A 14,885-nucleotide genomic window follows, 5' to 3' on the forward strand; every position below is an offset into this window, starting at 1 on the left:
GTCAAACAATTCCTTGATACCCGCAAGGGGGCGAAAGGGCGCTGGAATGGGGATCCGTGGCAGAAAAAAAGATTTCTGTGTCACTCATCACATTTGGCTTTCCTGCTCGGTATTTTTGGCAATTATGCGAATGATTACGGAGCCATATGACCAATAAAAACGGTCGCATTTTAGTCGCTTTTGCCAGTCGTTTACCTCAATAACAGTGAGTGATTACTTAATTTTCAGCGCAATGCGTCAGCCCGTGTCGCCGTATCAACAGATACATTTATATTGCTGTCAGATTGTGTCGATTTTTTATTTGTTGCGTTATCAGTCAGTAACAAGCCGAAAGCGGTGGAAGTGGACCGGATCCCGTCGACCCCGGGTGGTATGATAGCGACTCTCCCATCCCGATGAGGTCTTCTCATGTCCCGATTGCGTCTGTTGCTGTCCGACTCTCACGATCCCCTGTTCAACCTGGCGGTGGAGGAGTGCATCTTTCGCCAGATGGATCCGAGCCAGCGGGTGCTTTTTCTGTGGCGCAACGCCAATACAGTGGTGATAGGCCGCGCCCAGAACCCGTGGAAGGAGTGCAACACCCGTCGCATGGAGGACGATGGCGTGACCCTGGCGCGACGCAGCAGCGGGGGCGGCGCCGTGTTTCACGACCTTGGCAACAGCTGCTTCACCTTCATGGCGGGCAAGCCCGGTTATGACAAGAGCATCTCCACCGCCATCGTACTGGATGCGCTCAAACGGCTCGGGGTGAGTGCGTTTGCCTCCGGGCGCAACGATCTGCTGGTGGCGACCCCGGACGGGGATCGCAAGGTGTCGGGATCGGCCTATCGGGAGACGCTGGATCGCGGCTTTCATCACGGCACCCTGCTGCTGGACGCCGATCTGGGCCGGCTCGCCAACTACCTCAATCCGGATCCCAAGAAGCTGGCGGCCAAGGGCATCAGCTCGGTGCGCAGCCGGGTGGCCAACCTGTGCGAACTGCTACCCGGCATTGACCACAACCAGCTGAGCCACGCCCTCTGCGAGGCCTTCTTTGCCCATTACGGCGAGCGCGTTCTGCCCGAGCACATCTCTCCGAGCCAGCTGCCCGACCTGCCCGGCTTTGCCGACACCTTCGCCCGCCAGCGCAGCTGGGAGTGGAACTTCGGCCATGCGCCTGCGTTCAGCCATCAGCTGGACGAGCGCTTCGGTTGGGGCGGGGTCGAGCTGCACTTCGATGTGGAGAAAGGGGTCATAGGCCGGGCGCAGATTTTCAGCGACAGCCTGGATCCGGCGCCGCTGGATGCGCTGGCCGAACGGCTGGTTGGCCTTGCCTATCGCCGCGAGGCCATAGCAGCGCTGCTGTCGCAATTGCGGGCCGATTTCCCGCTCCAACAAGCCGAGCTGGACGAACTCTCCCGCTGGTTGCTGGCCGCGCTGCGCTGAGGTTTTTTCCTGTCCGATCACGAAATCAAAAGAGGCGCCCGAAAGGCGCCTTTTTGCCAGCCCACGTCACGGCTCATCATGACAAAAAGTAGGGGAGGCCATTAGATATTGTCGCTGTTTCAAACAGCGACACAGGGGTATAAGGGCAGCACATTTGCTGTACTAATGGTATAAAAATGAGTGACTTAGTTTATCTGAAAGATGAAGGCGTCAATGCCGTCCGCCCCGAGTTCGCCACCCGTTTCGCCACCGTCAAAGCCAACTTTTTCTCGCGTAATCCCGATCTCTGGCCTGTGTTCCGCGAGCCCGGTTTCGCCACCCTCAACGAGTTTCGCGCCCGAGGCCTGGCGCCGGATGCCCGTCTGAACGCCTGGCCCGATGGCCGCGCCCGCCTCGCCGATCTCTGCGAGACCATGCCGGTGCCCGCACAGATGCGTACCCCGGGTGAACCCATGACCGAGCTGCTGTTTGCCGGCGCCCTCTCCAAAGACTGGGAGAATCCCTCCAGCGTCGAGAACGTCATCACCATGTCGGCGGATCCCGCCATCTACGGCGCCCAGATGGGCATATTGGCCAACCCCAACCTGGTCTACTCCGAATACGCCGGGGTGGCCGAGGAGCTGGAGAAGAAGGTGGTGCGCCAGATAGCGCTGCTGGCGGGTTATGACCCGGCCCGCGCCACCGGCATCTTCACCCAGGGGGGGACCTTTTGTAACCTCTATGGCTACCTGCTCGGCATTCGCAAGAGCTTGCCCCAGGCCAAGCACAAGGGGCTGGGCCACTATCAGGACTACCGCATCATCAACTCCCAGGGCGGCCACTACTCCAATATCACCAACCTCTCCCTGCTCGGGGTCGACATAGAGAACAAGACCATCCGCATCCAGGTGGGTGAGAACAACGACATCGATCTCGACCATCTGGAGCGCACCCTGACCGCCTGCTTTGCCCTCAAACACCTGGTGCCCACCATTATGCTCACCATGGGCACCACCGATACCTTCGGGGTGGATCGGGTCAAACCCGTGGTCGAGCTGCGGGACAGGCTGTGCGAGCGGTTCGAGGTGGCAGTCAAGCCCCACATCCACGTGGATGCCGCCATCGGCTGGTCGATGATCTTCTTCCTGGACTATGACTTCGCCGCCAATCCGCTGGCCATCAACGGCGCTACCCTCGCGGGGATCGAGCGCAACGTGGCCCGTTTTGCCGAGCTGAAATATGCAGACTCTTTCACCGTCGACTTCCAGAAGTGGGGCTATGTGCCCTACACCTCCAGCCTGGTGATGATCAAAGAGCAGGACGACCTCAAGGCGATGGAGAACGACCCGGAGAACTTCTCGTATTTTGAGCGGGACATTCAGGGCCAGACCCACCTGCAGTCCACCATCGAGTGTTCCCGTGGCGCGAGCGGTCTGTTCGGTGCCTATGCGGCGCTCAACTACCTGGGGGTCGAGGGCTATCGCACCGTGCTGGCCCACTGCCTGCAAAACGCCAACTACTTCCGCTTCCGGTTAAGCCAGCTCGGCAACGTCAAGCTGGTGGCGCAGGAGAACCAGGGGCCGAGCGTGGGCTTCAAGATCTACAACCCCGAGTGGGTGCAGGACCCCGACGCCGAGTTTGCCTTCGAGCTGGCGCGCTCCAGCGATCCTGCCTACAAGGCCCGCCTGCAGCGCAACACCGACTACCACCGCAGCCTGTTCACCGGGCGCGGCAAGGTGGGGCTCTATACCAACTGGGTGGAGGCCATCGCCCACTCGGAGTACGATGCGCGCGGCAAGTACTCCTACATCGCCGGGGAGAAGGCGGTCTTTATGAACCCGGCCTGCGGCCGCGAACAGATCGACGCCTTCATCGACCATATTCGCGGCTGATCCCTGACGAGCCGTCTGGCAGAGGGGACACGGGCGGAGCAGGGGCTGCCCGTGTCATGTCGTGTGCTTTTCCACTATGCCAATCGATTGAATCGCAAGGTATTGCTTGCGATTCATGCTTAAAACGTGAAACCGCGCAAGTTATGCCCGCCTTTATCTCATTCTGACTTTTTTTGACACATTTTTTCAGTACGGTATGGATTTCCGTGGGCTGATGTTTAGCCGTGAATGCCATCAAAAGGAGCCGTTATGGACGAGTGCAGACGCAGAGTCACCTTGGGGTTGTTGAGTGCCCCCCTGGTTGCCACCCTTGCCGGGTGCAACAGCAGCAACGACAGTGAAGGGAGCCCGGTCGACTTTAGCGCCACCCTGACCGACAGGTTGACGGTCGAGCTGAAGGATGAGAACACGGCCCGCCAGCTGGTCCCCTTCATCGAGGAGGCCAATTTCAACATGACACCGCCCTCGATCGCGATAGCAGATACCAGCACCCTGATCGCCTTTGCTTTTGGCAATCGCCCCAACGACTCTGGCAACCCGGATGAGCTGGCCATGCCTGGCCCCATGAACGAGGCTCTGGCTGCCTGTTGCGCCGCCCTCTATCGGCAAAAAGCCATGCCCATGTATGTGCAGTGGGAGATAGCCCGTTACCTCGACTCGACCCGCTATCCGGATATTCCGGCCAGGGATGTCATCTCCATCGAGCCTTACTGGGATGAGGCGGGCAAGCTGATCTATCTGAGCACGGACGGGGTGGTCGAGGCCATCGTCAGGGAGTATGCAGGGGGGGATCCCGCCACTCTCGGCACGGCAGCCGTTATCGGTCATCGCGACCATGTCAAACGTTGCATCATGACTTGCCGAGCCCGCAAGATAGAAAGCTATGCCCCGGAGGGGATCGCATTGCCCGTCTGGTATGACGAGCAATCCGCTCAACCCTGGACCCGACGGCGGGATCTCTATGTCTTGCAGGACATTTCGGCCCAGTTGATGGGGATGGCGCAGGCCAACATAACCCAGGCTTATCCGAACGGGTGAGTCAGTTCGTGGTGAGGAATGCGCCGGCTCCTGATGCCGGAAACGGAAAGTAAAACGGCGGGATGATCCCGCCGTTTTTGCTGTTGCGCGTGTCACCGCTTCTGCAACTGGGTGACCGTCAGCTTGCCGGCCGGGTTCTCGGCGTGAAAGCGCACCGCATCTCCCACCTTGAGCCCCTTGGTCAGGGCCGGATCGGCCAGCAGGAACACCATTGTCATGGGGGGCATCTTGAGGTTCTCGATGGCCTCGTGTTTGATCCCTACCTTGCCGCCTGCCTCGTCGATACGGCTGATGATCCCCTGGGTCATCACGCGCACTCCCGTCGCCTGCATATCCATCCCCTCCATCTGGGACATATCGTGCCCTTCGTGGTTCATGGTCATCTCGGCCTGGGCCTGGAGAGAGGCCAGGCCAAGCAGCAATGTCAGGGTCAGCGTCTTGTAGTTCATGATGTTTTCCTTCCGTCGTTTATTCAAAATCGGTTGTAAATTCGGGTTATTCGGCTTCGTGGTTCGCGGTCTTGCCAAGGCTTCGGCTGCGCCACAGGTAGTAGGCGGCGGGCAGCACCAGCAGGGTCAGCACCAGCGCGCTCACCATGCCGCCGATCATGGGGGCGGCGATGCGCTGCATCACCTCGGAGCCCGTGCCGTGGCTCCACATGATGGGCAACAGGCCGGCGATGATGGTCACCACCGTCATCATCTTGGGGCGCAGGCGCAGGGCGGCGCCGTGAATAACGGCCTGATGCAGGCCCGCCTTGTCCGGTTTGCCCTGGGCCACCAGGTCATCCCAGGCGTGGTTGAGGTAGACCAGCATCAGCACACCCGTCTCCACCGCCACCCCGGCCAGGGCGATAAAGCCCACCCCCACCGCCACCGAGAGGTTGAAGTCCAGCAGCCAGACGGTCCAGATCCCGCCCACCACGGCGAGCGGCAGTGTGGTGAGGATCAGCAACACCTCCTGCATGCGGCGAAACGCCAGATAGAGCAGCAGCACGATAATGGCGACCGTGAGCGGCACCACGTAGGCGAGGCGCGCCTTGGCCCGTTCCATGTATTCGTACTGACCCGACCAGGTGAGGGCGTAGCCCGCCGGCAGCACCAGCTGCTTGCCTACCTCGGCCTTGGCCTCGGCGACGAAGGTGCCGATGTCGCGACCGCGAATATCCACGTAGACCCAGCCGTTCAGGCGCGCATTCTCGCTGCGCAGCATGGGGGCCTCGTCACTGATGTAGACGCGGGCCACGTCCGCCAACGCGATCCGCTCCCCCTTGGGAGTGACCAGCGGCAGCAATTCGAGGCTTGCAACGGAATCGCGGTAGCTCTGGGGATAGCGCAGGTTGATGGGGTAGCGCTCGCGACCCTCTATGGTCTGGCCCACGTCCATGCCGCCCACTGCGGTGGCAAGCACCGCCTGCACGTCGGCGATGTTGAGGCCATAACGGGCGGCATTGAGCCGGTCGATATCCACCTTGACGTAGCGGCCACCGGCTACCCGTTCGGCGTAGACGGAGGCTGCCCCCGCCACCTTGCCGACGATCTGCTCCAACTGCTGGCCGACTTGCTGGATCACCTTGAGATCCGGTCCGGCTATCTTGATGCCGACCGGGGTCTTGATGCCGGTGGCCAGCATGTCGATACGGGTCTTGATGGGGGGCACCCAGGCGTTGGTGAGGCCGGGGAAGCGGATGAGGGAGTCGAGCTCTTCTTTGAGCTTCTCCGGCGTCATGCCGGGGCGCCATTGGTCGCGAGGCTTGAGCTGGATGCTGGTCTCCATCATCACCAGATCGGCGGGGTCTGTGGCCGAATCGGCGCGGCCCGCCTTGCCGAACACGTTCTGCACCTCGGGCACGGTACGAATGAGCTTGTCGGTCTGCTGCAAGATCTCCCGCGCCTTGCCCACCGAGATGTTGGCCGCCGTGGTGGGCATGTACATGATGTCTCCCTCATCGAGCGGCGGTATGAACTCGGAGCCCAGATACTGGAGCGGCCAGAAACCCGCCACTGTCACCAGCAGTGCGGCGGCCAGGGTGGTTTTGGGGCGCGCCAGCACGGCCTGTAGCAGCGGGATATAAGCCTGGCTCAAGCCACGGTTGAGGGGGTTGGCTTGTTCGGCCAGCACCTTGCCACGAATGAAGTACCCCATGATCACCGGCACCAGCGTGATGGCGAGCCCGGCCGCCGCCGCCATGGCGTAGGTCTTGGTGTAGGCCAGCGGATGGAACATGCGTCCCTCCTGCGCCTCCAGCGCAAACACCGGCAAGAAGCTCATGGTGATGATGAGCAGGGAGAAGAAGATGGCGGGCCCCACCTCTATGCTCGCTTGTGTGATGATGCGCCAGCGGTTCTTGTCGGTGAGCGCCTCCCGCTCCATGTGCTTGTGCACGTTCTCGATCATCACGATTGCGCCATCCACCATGGCGCCGATGGCGATGGCGATACCGCCGAGGGACATGATGTTGGCGTTGATCCCTTGCAGGTGCATGACGATGAAGGCGGTCAGGATGGCGATGGGCAGGGTGATGACCACCACCAGAGATGAGCGCAGGTGGAACAGGAAGGCGAGACAGACCAGCACCACCACGGCGAACTCCTCCAGCAGCTTGCCGGAGAGGTTGTCGATGGCGCGCTGGATAAGATCGGATCTGTCGTAGACGGTGACGATTTCCACCCCCTCCGGCAGGCTGCTCTTGAGCTGGGCGAGCCGCGCCTTGACCCCGTCTATGGTGTGCTGGGCATTCTCGCCGTAACGCATGACGATGATGCCACCCACCACTTCCCCCTCGCCGTTGAGCTCGGCAATGCCGCGCCGGCTCTGGGGCCCGGTGACCACATCCGCCACGTCACCCAGCAGCAGCGGGGCGCCCCGTACCGTAGTACCAAGCGGGATCTGTTGCAGGTCTTTCACACTCTTCAGATAGCCGTTGGAGCGGACCATGTATTCCGCTTCCGCCATCTCGATGACGGAGGCGCCGGTCTCCTGGTTGCCCTGCTTGATGGCGGTCTCGATAAGGGAGAGCGGGATGCCATAGGCGCGCAGCTTGTCCGGATCGACCCGCACCTGATACTGGCGCACCATGCCGCCCACGGTCGCCACCTCGGAGACACCGTTGACGGTCTGCAGCTCGTACTTGAGGAACCAGTTCTGCAACGAAGTGAGCTCGCTGAGATCGTGCTTGCCGCTTCTGTCCACCAGGGCGTACTGGTAAACCCAGCCCACCCCGGTGGCATCCGGACCAAGCTGGGGTTTCGCCTCGGCCGGCAGATTGGGGGCGACCTGGCTTAAATACTCCAGTACCCGGGCGCGGGCCCAGTAAAGATCCGTGCTGTCGTCAAACAGCACATAGACGAAGGAGTCGCCGAAGAAGGAGTAGCCGCGCACCGTGGTGGCCCCCGGCACCGCCAGCATGGCGGTGGTGAGTGGGTAGGTCACCTGATCCTCCACCACCTGGGGCGCCTGGCCCGGGTAGGAGGTCTTGATGATCACCTGCACGTCGGAGAGATCCGGCAGGGCGTCCACCGGGGTCTGCTTGACCGACCAGAGCCCCCAGGCGGTGAGCATCAGGGTCAGCAGCAGCACCAGAAAGCGGTTGCCGACCGACCAGCGAATGATGGAAGGGATCATGGCTTGGCTCCTTGCTCATGATGCATAGACAGGAGAGGCCGGTTGCCGGCCAAGCAGCGAATAATCGACGGGATCATGGCTTGGCCCCCATGTCGTGCTGGCTGTGGTCCATCCCTTCCATCTCGTCCATCGCTGGCTTGGCGGCGTCGCCGTTTGCCGTAGCACTCTCCTGATGGATGGTGGTGATGCGGTACTCATCTCCTTCCTGTTCCACCTGCAGATGCAGGGTTTGACCCTTGCCAAGCTGGCTCATATCGACTCCCTCTGCCACGGTGAACTCCATCTCCATGGCGGGCCACTGCCACTCGGGGATGGGTTGGTGGGAGACCATCAGGGTGCGGCTTGCCAGATCGATGCTTTCAACCTGGCCCTGGGTCCATACCTGGGTGGGGCGCACCGCCGTCATGCGCTGGAAGTCCGAATCGATGGCTGATTCGGAGTCGAGCAGGAATTGGGCCGAGCTGACGATGCTGTCACCCGTTTCGACCCCCTCCTTGATAGCGACCTTGTCGCCAAACTGGGCGCCGAGGGTGACGGCCACCGACTTGAAGTTGCCATCCCCCAACGCCAGCACCAGCCGGTTCTGGCTGCCGGTGCGGATCACGGCTTCGCTCGGTACCACCATCTGGGGTTCCCCCTTGCCGGTGCGGATGCTTACCTTGGCGAACATGTTGGGTTTCAAGAACTCATCCGGGTTGGCAAAGCGCAACCGTACCTTGAGGGTGCGGGTGGCGGCATCCAGCGTGGGGTAGAGGTAATCCACCCGGCCCTGCCAACTGCGGCCGGGGGCGTAGTCCAGGGTCATGGTGACCGGATCCCCCACCTTCAGCTGAGCCGCCTGCCGTTCGAACACCTCGGCGCTCACCCATACCTGCTGCAGGGTACTGATGTTAAAGAGGGCGGCGGCGGGTTCCACATACTGGCCTTCGCGCACGTTCAGCTCCGACACATAACCGCTGCTGGGGGCATAGATACGCACCGTCTCCTGCACCTGACGACTGCGCTTGAGGGCGGCAATCTGGTCTGCCGGTACCTGCAGGGACTTGAGCTTGCCCTCGGCGGCGCGCAGCAGCAGCGGGTTGGCGGTGTTGAGTGCCAGCAGGTATTCGTGCTGGGCGTTGACCAGATCCGGGGCGTAGAGCTCGTAAATCAGGCTCCCCTTGCTGACCCGCTGACCTTCGCTCTTGATGGCAAGGGTGCGGATCCAGCCCGCCATGCGGGCATTGATTGCCTCCAGCCTGTCCTCGTCATAGCCGACGTATCCCACCGTCTCTATTTGCTGGTGGATGGGTAGTGTCTCTACCTTGGCCAGCCGCACGCCAAGATTCTGCTGGATCTCGGGGCTGATGGTGACGGTACCGGGGGAGCCGCCCTGTTTTTCCTCATAGACGGGGATGAAGTCCATCCCCATGTTGTCCTTGGCGGGGGCATCGCGCTTGTCGCGGGGATCCATGGGATTGACCCAGTAGAGCGGAGCCTTCTCTTTGGCGCTGGCGCCGTCGGTTGTCTGTTTGGCGGCCCAGTAGCCGCCACCTGCACCGAGGGCAAGCAGCAGGGCAGAGACCAGCAGTTTCTGGCTCATCGTGTACCTCCTGTTTGCGGGAGGCTGGTGGTACCAGGTTTGACGCAGTGCTTGGCACTTTGTCCGGGAATGCGGGCAGATGACATGATACGGCTTCTCTTCTGTCAGGCCGCCGGGCTGCTGTGGTTGCATGTGCGCCAGAGTGGCACATGGCTGCCGTTATCACGGCAGCACACTTGGGCAGGGGCGGCGAACGGGGCGTTGCTGACGAATCAGCGGACGCACGGCTCCCTGTTGTGACCGGCCGGGCCAGTCGTGACAGGGTCAGGCAAGAGCGTGCGCAGGCGACAAGATAAGCCTTGCCGCGAGCACGCGAGAGAAGCGCTTTCTAATGGCGCAGCACCGACAGCATCAGATGTCGGCGGGGCCAGGAGGGAGGGTGAGTACCGCGAGATCGCAGGAAGGGATCCCGCAACCAGTGATCGAATAGATGGCTGGCGACCCCCAGATGGGGCAGCAGCAACAAAGGAAGAACGAGCAGAGTCAGCAGGGCTGCCAGCAGTGGCAGGCCGGCACCGGTTGGCGAGGTGAGGCCGCCGTGCATCTGGCACTCCCCCTGGCTTATGGCATTGCCCTGCGCTCCATCATCGGATGCCATTGTGTGGCAGGCGAGCCCCTGCATGGCGGTTGCGCTCATGGTTGCGTTGTCATTGCCGGTCGCCATGGCGGGGGAGATGACCTCGATCCCGTGCCAGCTGATGCAGAGGGTGAGATTGCAGACGAGCATGAGCGCCAGCAACAGCCGGGCAATGCGCTCAGTGGGCAATCTCGATGACAGCATGGATATGTCCTGATGATGATTGGGGTCACTGTAAACCTTACCTTGAGAGTAAGGTCAAGGTAAGTACATGCCAATCCGCGTGGTTGTGATCCCGCCAGTGCGTTGCCTGAGGAGGGAAGGGATTGCGTGGATGGGAGGGCGCAGATGGAAGCGCAAGGAGGGGGGCGCGTATGCATAACAAAGCCCCCGCATCGGCGGGGGCTTGTCAGTGTCACTGTTTCTTCTGGGGCGCGGGGGCGCGGGGTCGTTCCGATCGCTTCATGATAAGGCGGAAGAAGAGCGGGATGAAGAAGATGGCGATAAAGGTCGCCGCCAGCATGCCGCCGATGACCGGCCAGCCGAGGGCGTGACGGCTCGCCGCGCCAGCCCCGCTCGACGTCACCAGCGGCACACAACCGAGGATGAAGGCGAGCGACGTCATGACGATGGGGCGAAAACGCAGCCGCGCCGCCTCCAGTGCTGACTCGATGAGGCTCATTCCTTCCTCGTGCTTCATTACCGCGAACTCCACTATCAGGATGGCGTTCTTGGCGGCAAGACCGACTAGCGTCACCAGCCCTATCTGGAAGTAGACGTTGTTGGTGAGCCCCACCAGCCAGGTCGCGAGCAGTGCGCCGAACAGGGCGAATGGCACTGCGGTGATCACCGCAAACGGCAGGCTCCAGCGTTCATACTGGGCGGCCAGGATGAGGAAGATCATCACGATGCCGAAGCCGAACGCGGTGCCGGCACTGCCTGCGGCCGCTTTCTCCTGATACGCAGCGCCGGTCCACTCCAGTTTGGCGTCGTTGCCAAGGGTGCTGATTGCAACGGCTTCCAGTGCGGCGATGGCCTGACCCGAGCTGTAACCCGGTGCCGGCTGCGCCATTATCTTGGCCGCCTGGAAGATGTTGAAACGTTCGACCAGTTCTGGGCCTGTGGCATCGCGCACCGTCACCAGGCTGCTGAGCGGTATCATCTCCCCCTTGTCGGAGCGGACATAGACGTTGCGGATATCGCTCTTCTTGGCGCGGTAGTCCGCTTCGGATTGCAACTGTACCCGGTAGGTTCGGCCGAACTGGTTGAAGTCGTTGACATAGACCTGGCCGAAGGTGGCCTGCATGGTGTCAAACACCGCATTGATGGGCAGCCCCAGCGCCTTGGCCTTCTCGCGATCCAGATCCAGGTAGACCTGGGGCACATTGGCACGATACGTGGTGGTGACGTTGGCAAGCTCGGGGCGTTGTTTGGCTGCCTCAAGGAAATGTTCCACTTCACTGGAGAAAGCCAGTGCATCCCCGGTACCCCGGTTTTGCAGGTAGCCTTCCAGACCACCTGTGGTTGACATGCCCTGGATCGGAGGGGGGTTGAAGGAGGCGACAAAGCCGTCAGCAAGCCCGAAGGCGCTATAACCCTGGAATTTCTTGGCCAGTTCGAAAGAGTCTTGCCCGGCCCCGCTGCGCTCGCTCCAATCCTTCAGAGGAATGAAGGAGAGCCCGCGGTTGCTGACGATGGAGTTGGACAAAATGTCGAAGCCGGAGAAAGTCACCACATCCTGCACGTTCGGATTGTTCATGATGATCTTGTCGAAATCTTTGGCCACCGCCTGGGTACGAGTCAGCGACGCCGCATCCGGCAGCATGATGGAGGAGATGAGGTAGCCCTGATCTTCATCGGGCACCAATTCACCCGGCACCTTCATCAGCAGAATGCCGATCGATCCAATGATCACCGCAATGATGCAAAAGGCCACGCCAACCCGGCGGTTGAGGAAGGCCACACCGCGCACATAGCGGCTGGTCAGCTTGTCAAAACTGTTATTGAACCAGACGAAGAAGCGGGCCGGTTTGTGATGACCTTCCTTGAGCAGCACGGCGCACAAGGCCGGCGACAGAGTCAGGGCGATAAGACCGGAGATGGCTACCGAGACGGCGACCGTGATGGCGAACTGCTTGTACATCACCCCCGTCATGCCGCCCATGAAGGCGACCGGCAGGAACACGGCGCACAGCACCAGCACGATGGCAACGACCGGGCCTGACACCTCCTGCATGGCGAGGATGGCCGCTTCCTTGGGCGAGCACTTCTTCTCCTGCATTATCCGCTCGACGTTCTCCAGCACCACGATGGCGTCATCCACCACGATACCGATGGCGAGCACCATGCCGAACAGGGTCAGCAGGTTGATGGAGAAACCCAGCACCAACATGCCGGCGAAGGTCCCGATGAGGGAGACCGGCACTGCGATACAGGGGATCAGGGTGGCGCGGAAGTTCTGCAAGAAGAGGTAGACCACCACGAACACCAGTGCGATCGCCTCGAACAGGGTATGGACCACCTCCTCGATGGAGATCTTCACAAACTCGGTGGTGTCATAGGGAATGCGATATTCCAGGCCCTGCGGGAAGCGTTCCTGCAACCGAGACATGGTTTTTTCAACATCCTCCGCTACCTGAACCGCATTGGCACCCGGTTGCAGGTAGGTGAAAATACCGATGGCTGACTTGCCATTGACGCTGGCGGTAACGTCGTAATCCTTGCCGCCCAACTCGACCCTGGCTACATCGCGCACCCGGATTTTGGAACCATCGGGCATGGAGCGGACGATGATGTTCTGGAACTCTTTCACATCCTCGAGGCGCCCCTTGGTCTGCACCGTGTAGGTGAAGTCGATGGGGGCACTGGTGGGTTGGGCGCCGATCTTGCCCGCCGCGAACTGGGTATTCTGCTCGCGAATGGCATTGATCACGTCGCTCGGGGTCAGTTCGAGCTGAGCCAGCCGGTCCGGTCGCAGCCAGATGCGCATGGCGTAGTCGGTGCCGCCAAACAGGGTTGCATCACCCAGGCCAGGAATTCGCTTGAGCTCGTCAATGATGTTGAGCAGGGCATAGTTCGACAGATAGGTGGTATCAAACGAACCGTCCGGAGATTGCAGCGTGACCACCTGCAGGATGGAAGTCGATTTCTTGCGAACCGTGACCCCCTGCTTTTTTACGTCATCGGGCAACTGGGCCATGGCGGCCGAGACCCGGTTGTTGACGTTGATGGTGGCCTGGTCCGGATCAGTGCCAATATCGAAATAGATATTGAGGTTCATCTGGCCGTTGGAGGCTGATCCTGACTGCATGTAGATCATGTTTTCTACACCGTTGATCTGCTGCTCCAATGGCGCTGCCACTGTCTGAGAGATCACTTCCGGAGTCGCGCCCGAGTAGTAGGCCGTGACTTGCACTACGGGTGGGGTGATCTGGGGGTACTGCTCGATGGGGAGAGAGCGCATCGCCGCCAACCCGCCCAGCACGATAATGATCGAAATCACGCTGGCGAAGATGGGGCGCTCTATGAAGAACTTGGAAAACATACGAGCTCCTTACTTGGCCGCAGACTGGCTGACTACCTTGCCGGTGATAGCCTTCATCTCGTCGGCAGAGACCGGTTTGACCACGGTGCCGGGGCGCGCTTTCATCAGACCTTCGACGATGTAACGATCACCGGCATTGAGGCCGCTGTCGATCAGTACACCACTGTCAACGTTTTGGCCGAGCTGAACCGGGCGTGGCACCACCTTGTTGTCGGCATCGACCACCATCACCATGCGATCCGCCTGGGATTGAACGATGGCACGCTGGGGGATCACGATGGCATTTTTGCGCAGGCCAAGATCGATGGTCATGCGCACGAACTGGCCGGGCAGCAGGGCGCCCGCCTTGTTGTCAAAGATGGCACGGGCACGGATGGTGCCGGTCTGCGGATCAACCCGGCTGTCGGAGAAGTTGAGTTTGCCCGCCTCGGGGTAGATGGAACCGTCGGAGAGGCGAATATGGGTGCGCCAGTTGGTGGCATCCTTGGCTTCAATCAGTCCTTTTTTCACCGAGTTTTCGAAGTTGAGTCGGTCCTGCTCCGAGTAAGAAAAGTTGACGTAGAGCGGGTCGAACTGGGTGATGGTGGTGAGCAGGCCATTTTCGCCGCTGGTGGAGATGAGGCTGCCTTCGGACTGGGAGCTCTTGCTCGCCATGCCGTTGATGGGAGCGGTGACCTGGGTGTAGCTGAGGTTGAGATCTGCTTCCTTCACCTTGGCCTGGGCTGCCTGATGACTGGCGATGGCTGCCTCGTAGTTGGCGATGGTGTTGTCATAGTCCTGGCGACTCACCACCTGGCGTTTAAACAGGGGAATGATGCGATCCCGATCGGCGCGGGCCTTGTTGAGACGGGCCTGCTCCTGGGCCAGAGTCCCCTTGGACTGCTCCAGCGCAACCTTGTAGGGCTCGGGGTCGATCAGGAACAACTCCTGGCCGGCGGTGACCGGCTGGCCTTCTACGTAGGTGCGTTTGAGCAGGATGCCGCTCACCCGGGAGCGCACGTCGATCTCGCGAAAACCGGCGGTTTCCCCCACCATTTCGGTGGTGAGTGGGACGTCGGTCAGTTTGACCTCAGCGACCACCACTGGCACAGGGGGCTGTGCCTGAACCTGGCTGCTGGCGTCATCGCCACAGGCGGTCAGCAGGCTGGCCAATGCCAGGGCAATGCCACAGCGTTTGAACATATCTTCCCTGATGTTTCGCACCTTCATCATCACACTCCTGTG

9 protein-coding genes are annotated in these 14,885 nt (G+C 61.0%); 3 read left to right on the top strand and 6 right to left on the bottom strand.

Going from position 1 to position 14,885, the window contains the following annotated elements; translation table 11 throughout:
* Positions 1 to 408: 408 nt before the first annotated feature.
* From ACW5XD_RS20240 to ACW5XD_RS20250, 3 genes are all read left to right on the top strand, one after another.
* The gene (locus ACW5XD_RS20240; RefSeq protein ID WP_456496427.1) at positions 409 to 1,425 is read left to right on the top strand and encodes a lipoate--protein ligase A; all 1,017 of its coding nucleotides are present in this window, start codon (positions 409 to 411) and stop codon (positions 1,423 to 1,425) included.
* 176 nt (positions 1,426 to 1,601) lie between these two features.
* Positions 1,602 to 3,296 (top strand): pyridoxal phosphate-dependent decarboxylase family protein, encoded by a 1,695-nt coding sequence (locus ACW5XD_RS20245; protein ID WP_456496428.1) that lies wholly within the window; start codon positions 1,602 to 1,604, stop codon positions 3,294 to 3,296.
* Between the two features lie 249 nt (positions 3,297 to 3,545).
* The gene (locus tag ACW5XD_RS20250) at positions 3,546 to 4,334 is read left to right on the top strand and encodes a hypothetical protein (protein ID WP_456496429.1); all 789 of its coding nucleotides are present in this window, start codon (positions 3,546 to 3,548) and stop codon (positions 4,332 to 4,334) included.
* 92 nt (positions 4,335 to 4,426) lie between these two features.
* Here the strand turns inward: ACW5XD_RS20250 and ACW5XD_RS20255 are convergent, their stop codons facing one another.
* From ACW5XD_RS20255 to ACW5XD_RS20280, 6 genes are all read right to left on the bottom strand, one after another.
* Positions 4,427 to 4,783, bottom strand: coding sequence for a copper-binding protein (locus ACW5XD_RS20255; protein ID WP_456496430.1), 357 nt, complete (start codon positions 4,781 to 4,783; stop codon positions 4,427 to 4,429).
* A gap of 46 nt (positions 4,784 to 4,829) precedes the next feature.
* A complete protein-coding gene (locus tag ACW5XD_RS20260) occupies positions 4,830 to 7,958 on the bottom strand; it encodes an efflux RND transporter permease subunit (protein WP_456496431.1) in 3,129 nt (1,042 codons plus the stop codon).
* Positions 7,959 to 8,031: 73 nt separating this feature from the next.
* A complete protein-coding gene (locus tag ACW5XD_RS20265; protein ID WP_456496432.1) occupies positions 8,032 to 9,540 on the bottom strand; it encodes an efflux RND transporter periplasmic adaptor subunit in 1,509 nt (502 codons plus the stop codon).
* A gap of 328 nt (positions 9,541 to 9,868) precedes the next feature.
* Positions 9,869 to 10,321 (bottom strand): hypothetical protein, encoded by a 453-nt coding sequence (locus ACW5XD_RS20270; protein ID WP_456496433.1) that lies wholly within the window; start codon positions 10,319 to 10,321, stop codon positions 9,869 to 9,871.
* Positions 10,322 to 10,532: 211 nt separating this feature from the next.
* A complete protein-coding gene (locus tag ACW5XD_RS20275; RefSeq protein WP_456496434.1) occupies positions 10,533 to 13,661 on the bottom strand; it encodes an efflux RND transporter permease subunit in 3,129 nt (1,042 codons plus the stop codon).
* Positions 13,662 to 13,670: 9 nt separating this feature from the next.
* Positions 13,671 to 14,870 (bottom strand): efflux RND transporter periplasmic adaptor subunit, encoded by a 1,200-nt coding sequence (locus ACW5XD_RS20280; RefSeq protein WP_456496435.1) that lies wholly within the window; start codon positions 14,868 to 14,870, stop codon positions 13,671 to 13,673.
* Positions 14,871 to 14,885: the final 15 nt, after the last annotated feature.

The sequence above is a fragment of the Aeromonas enterica genome, assembly GCF_054052465.1.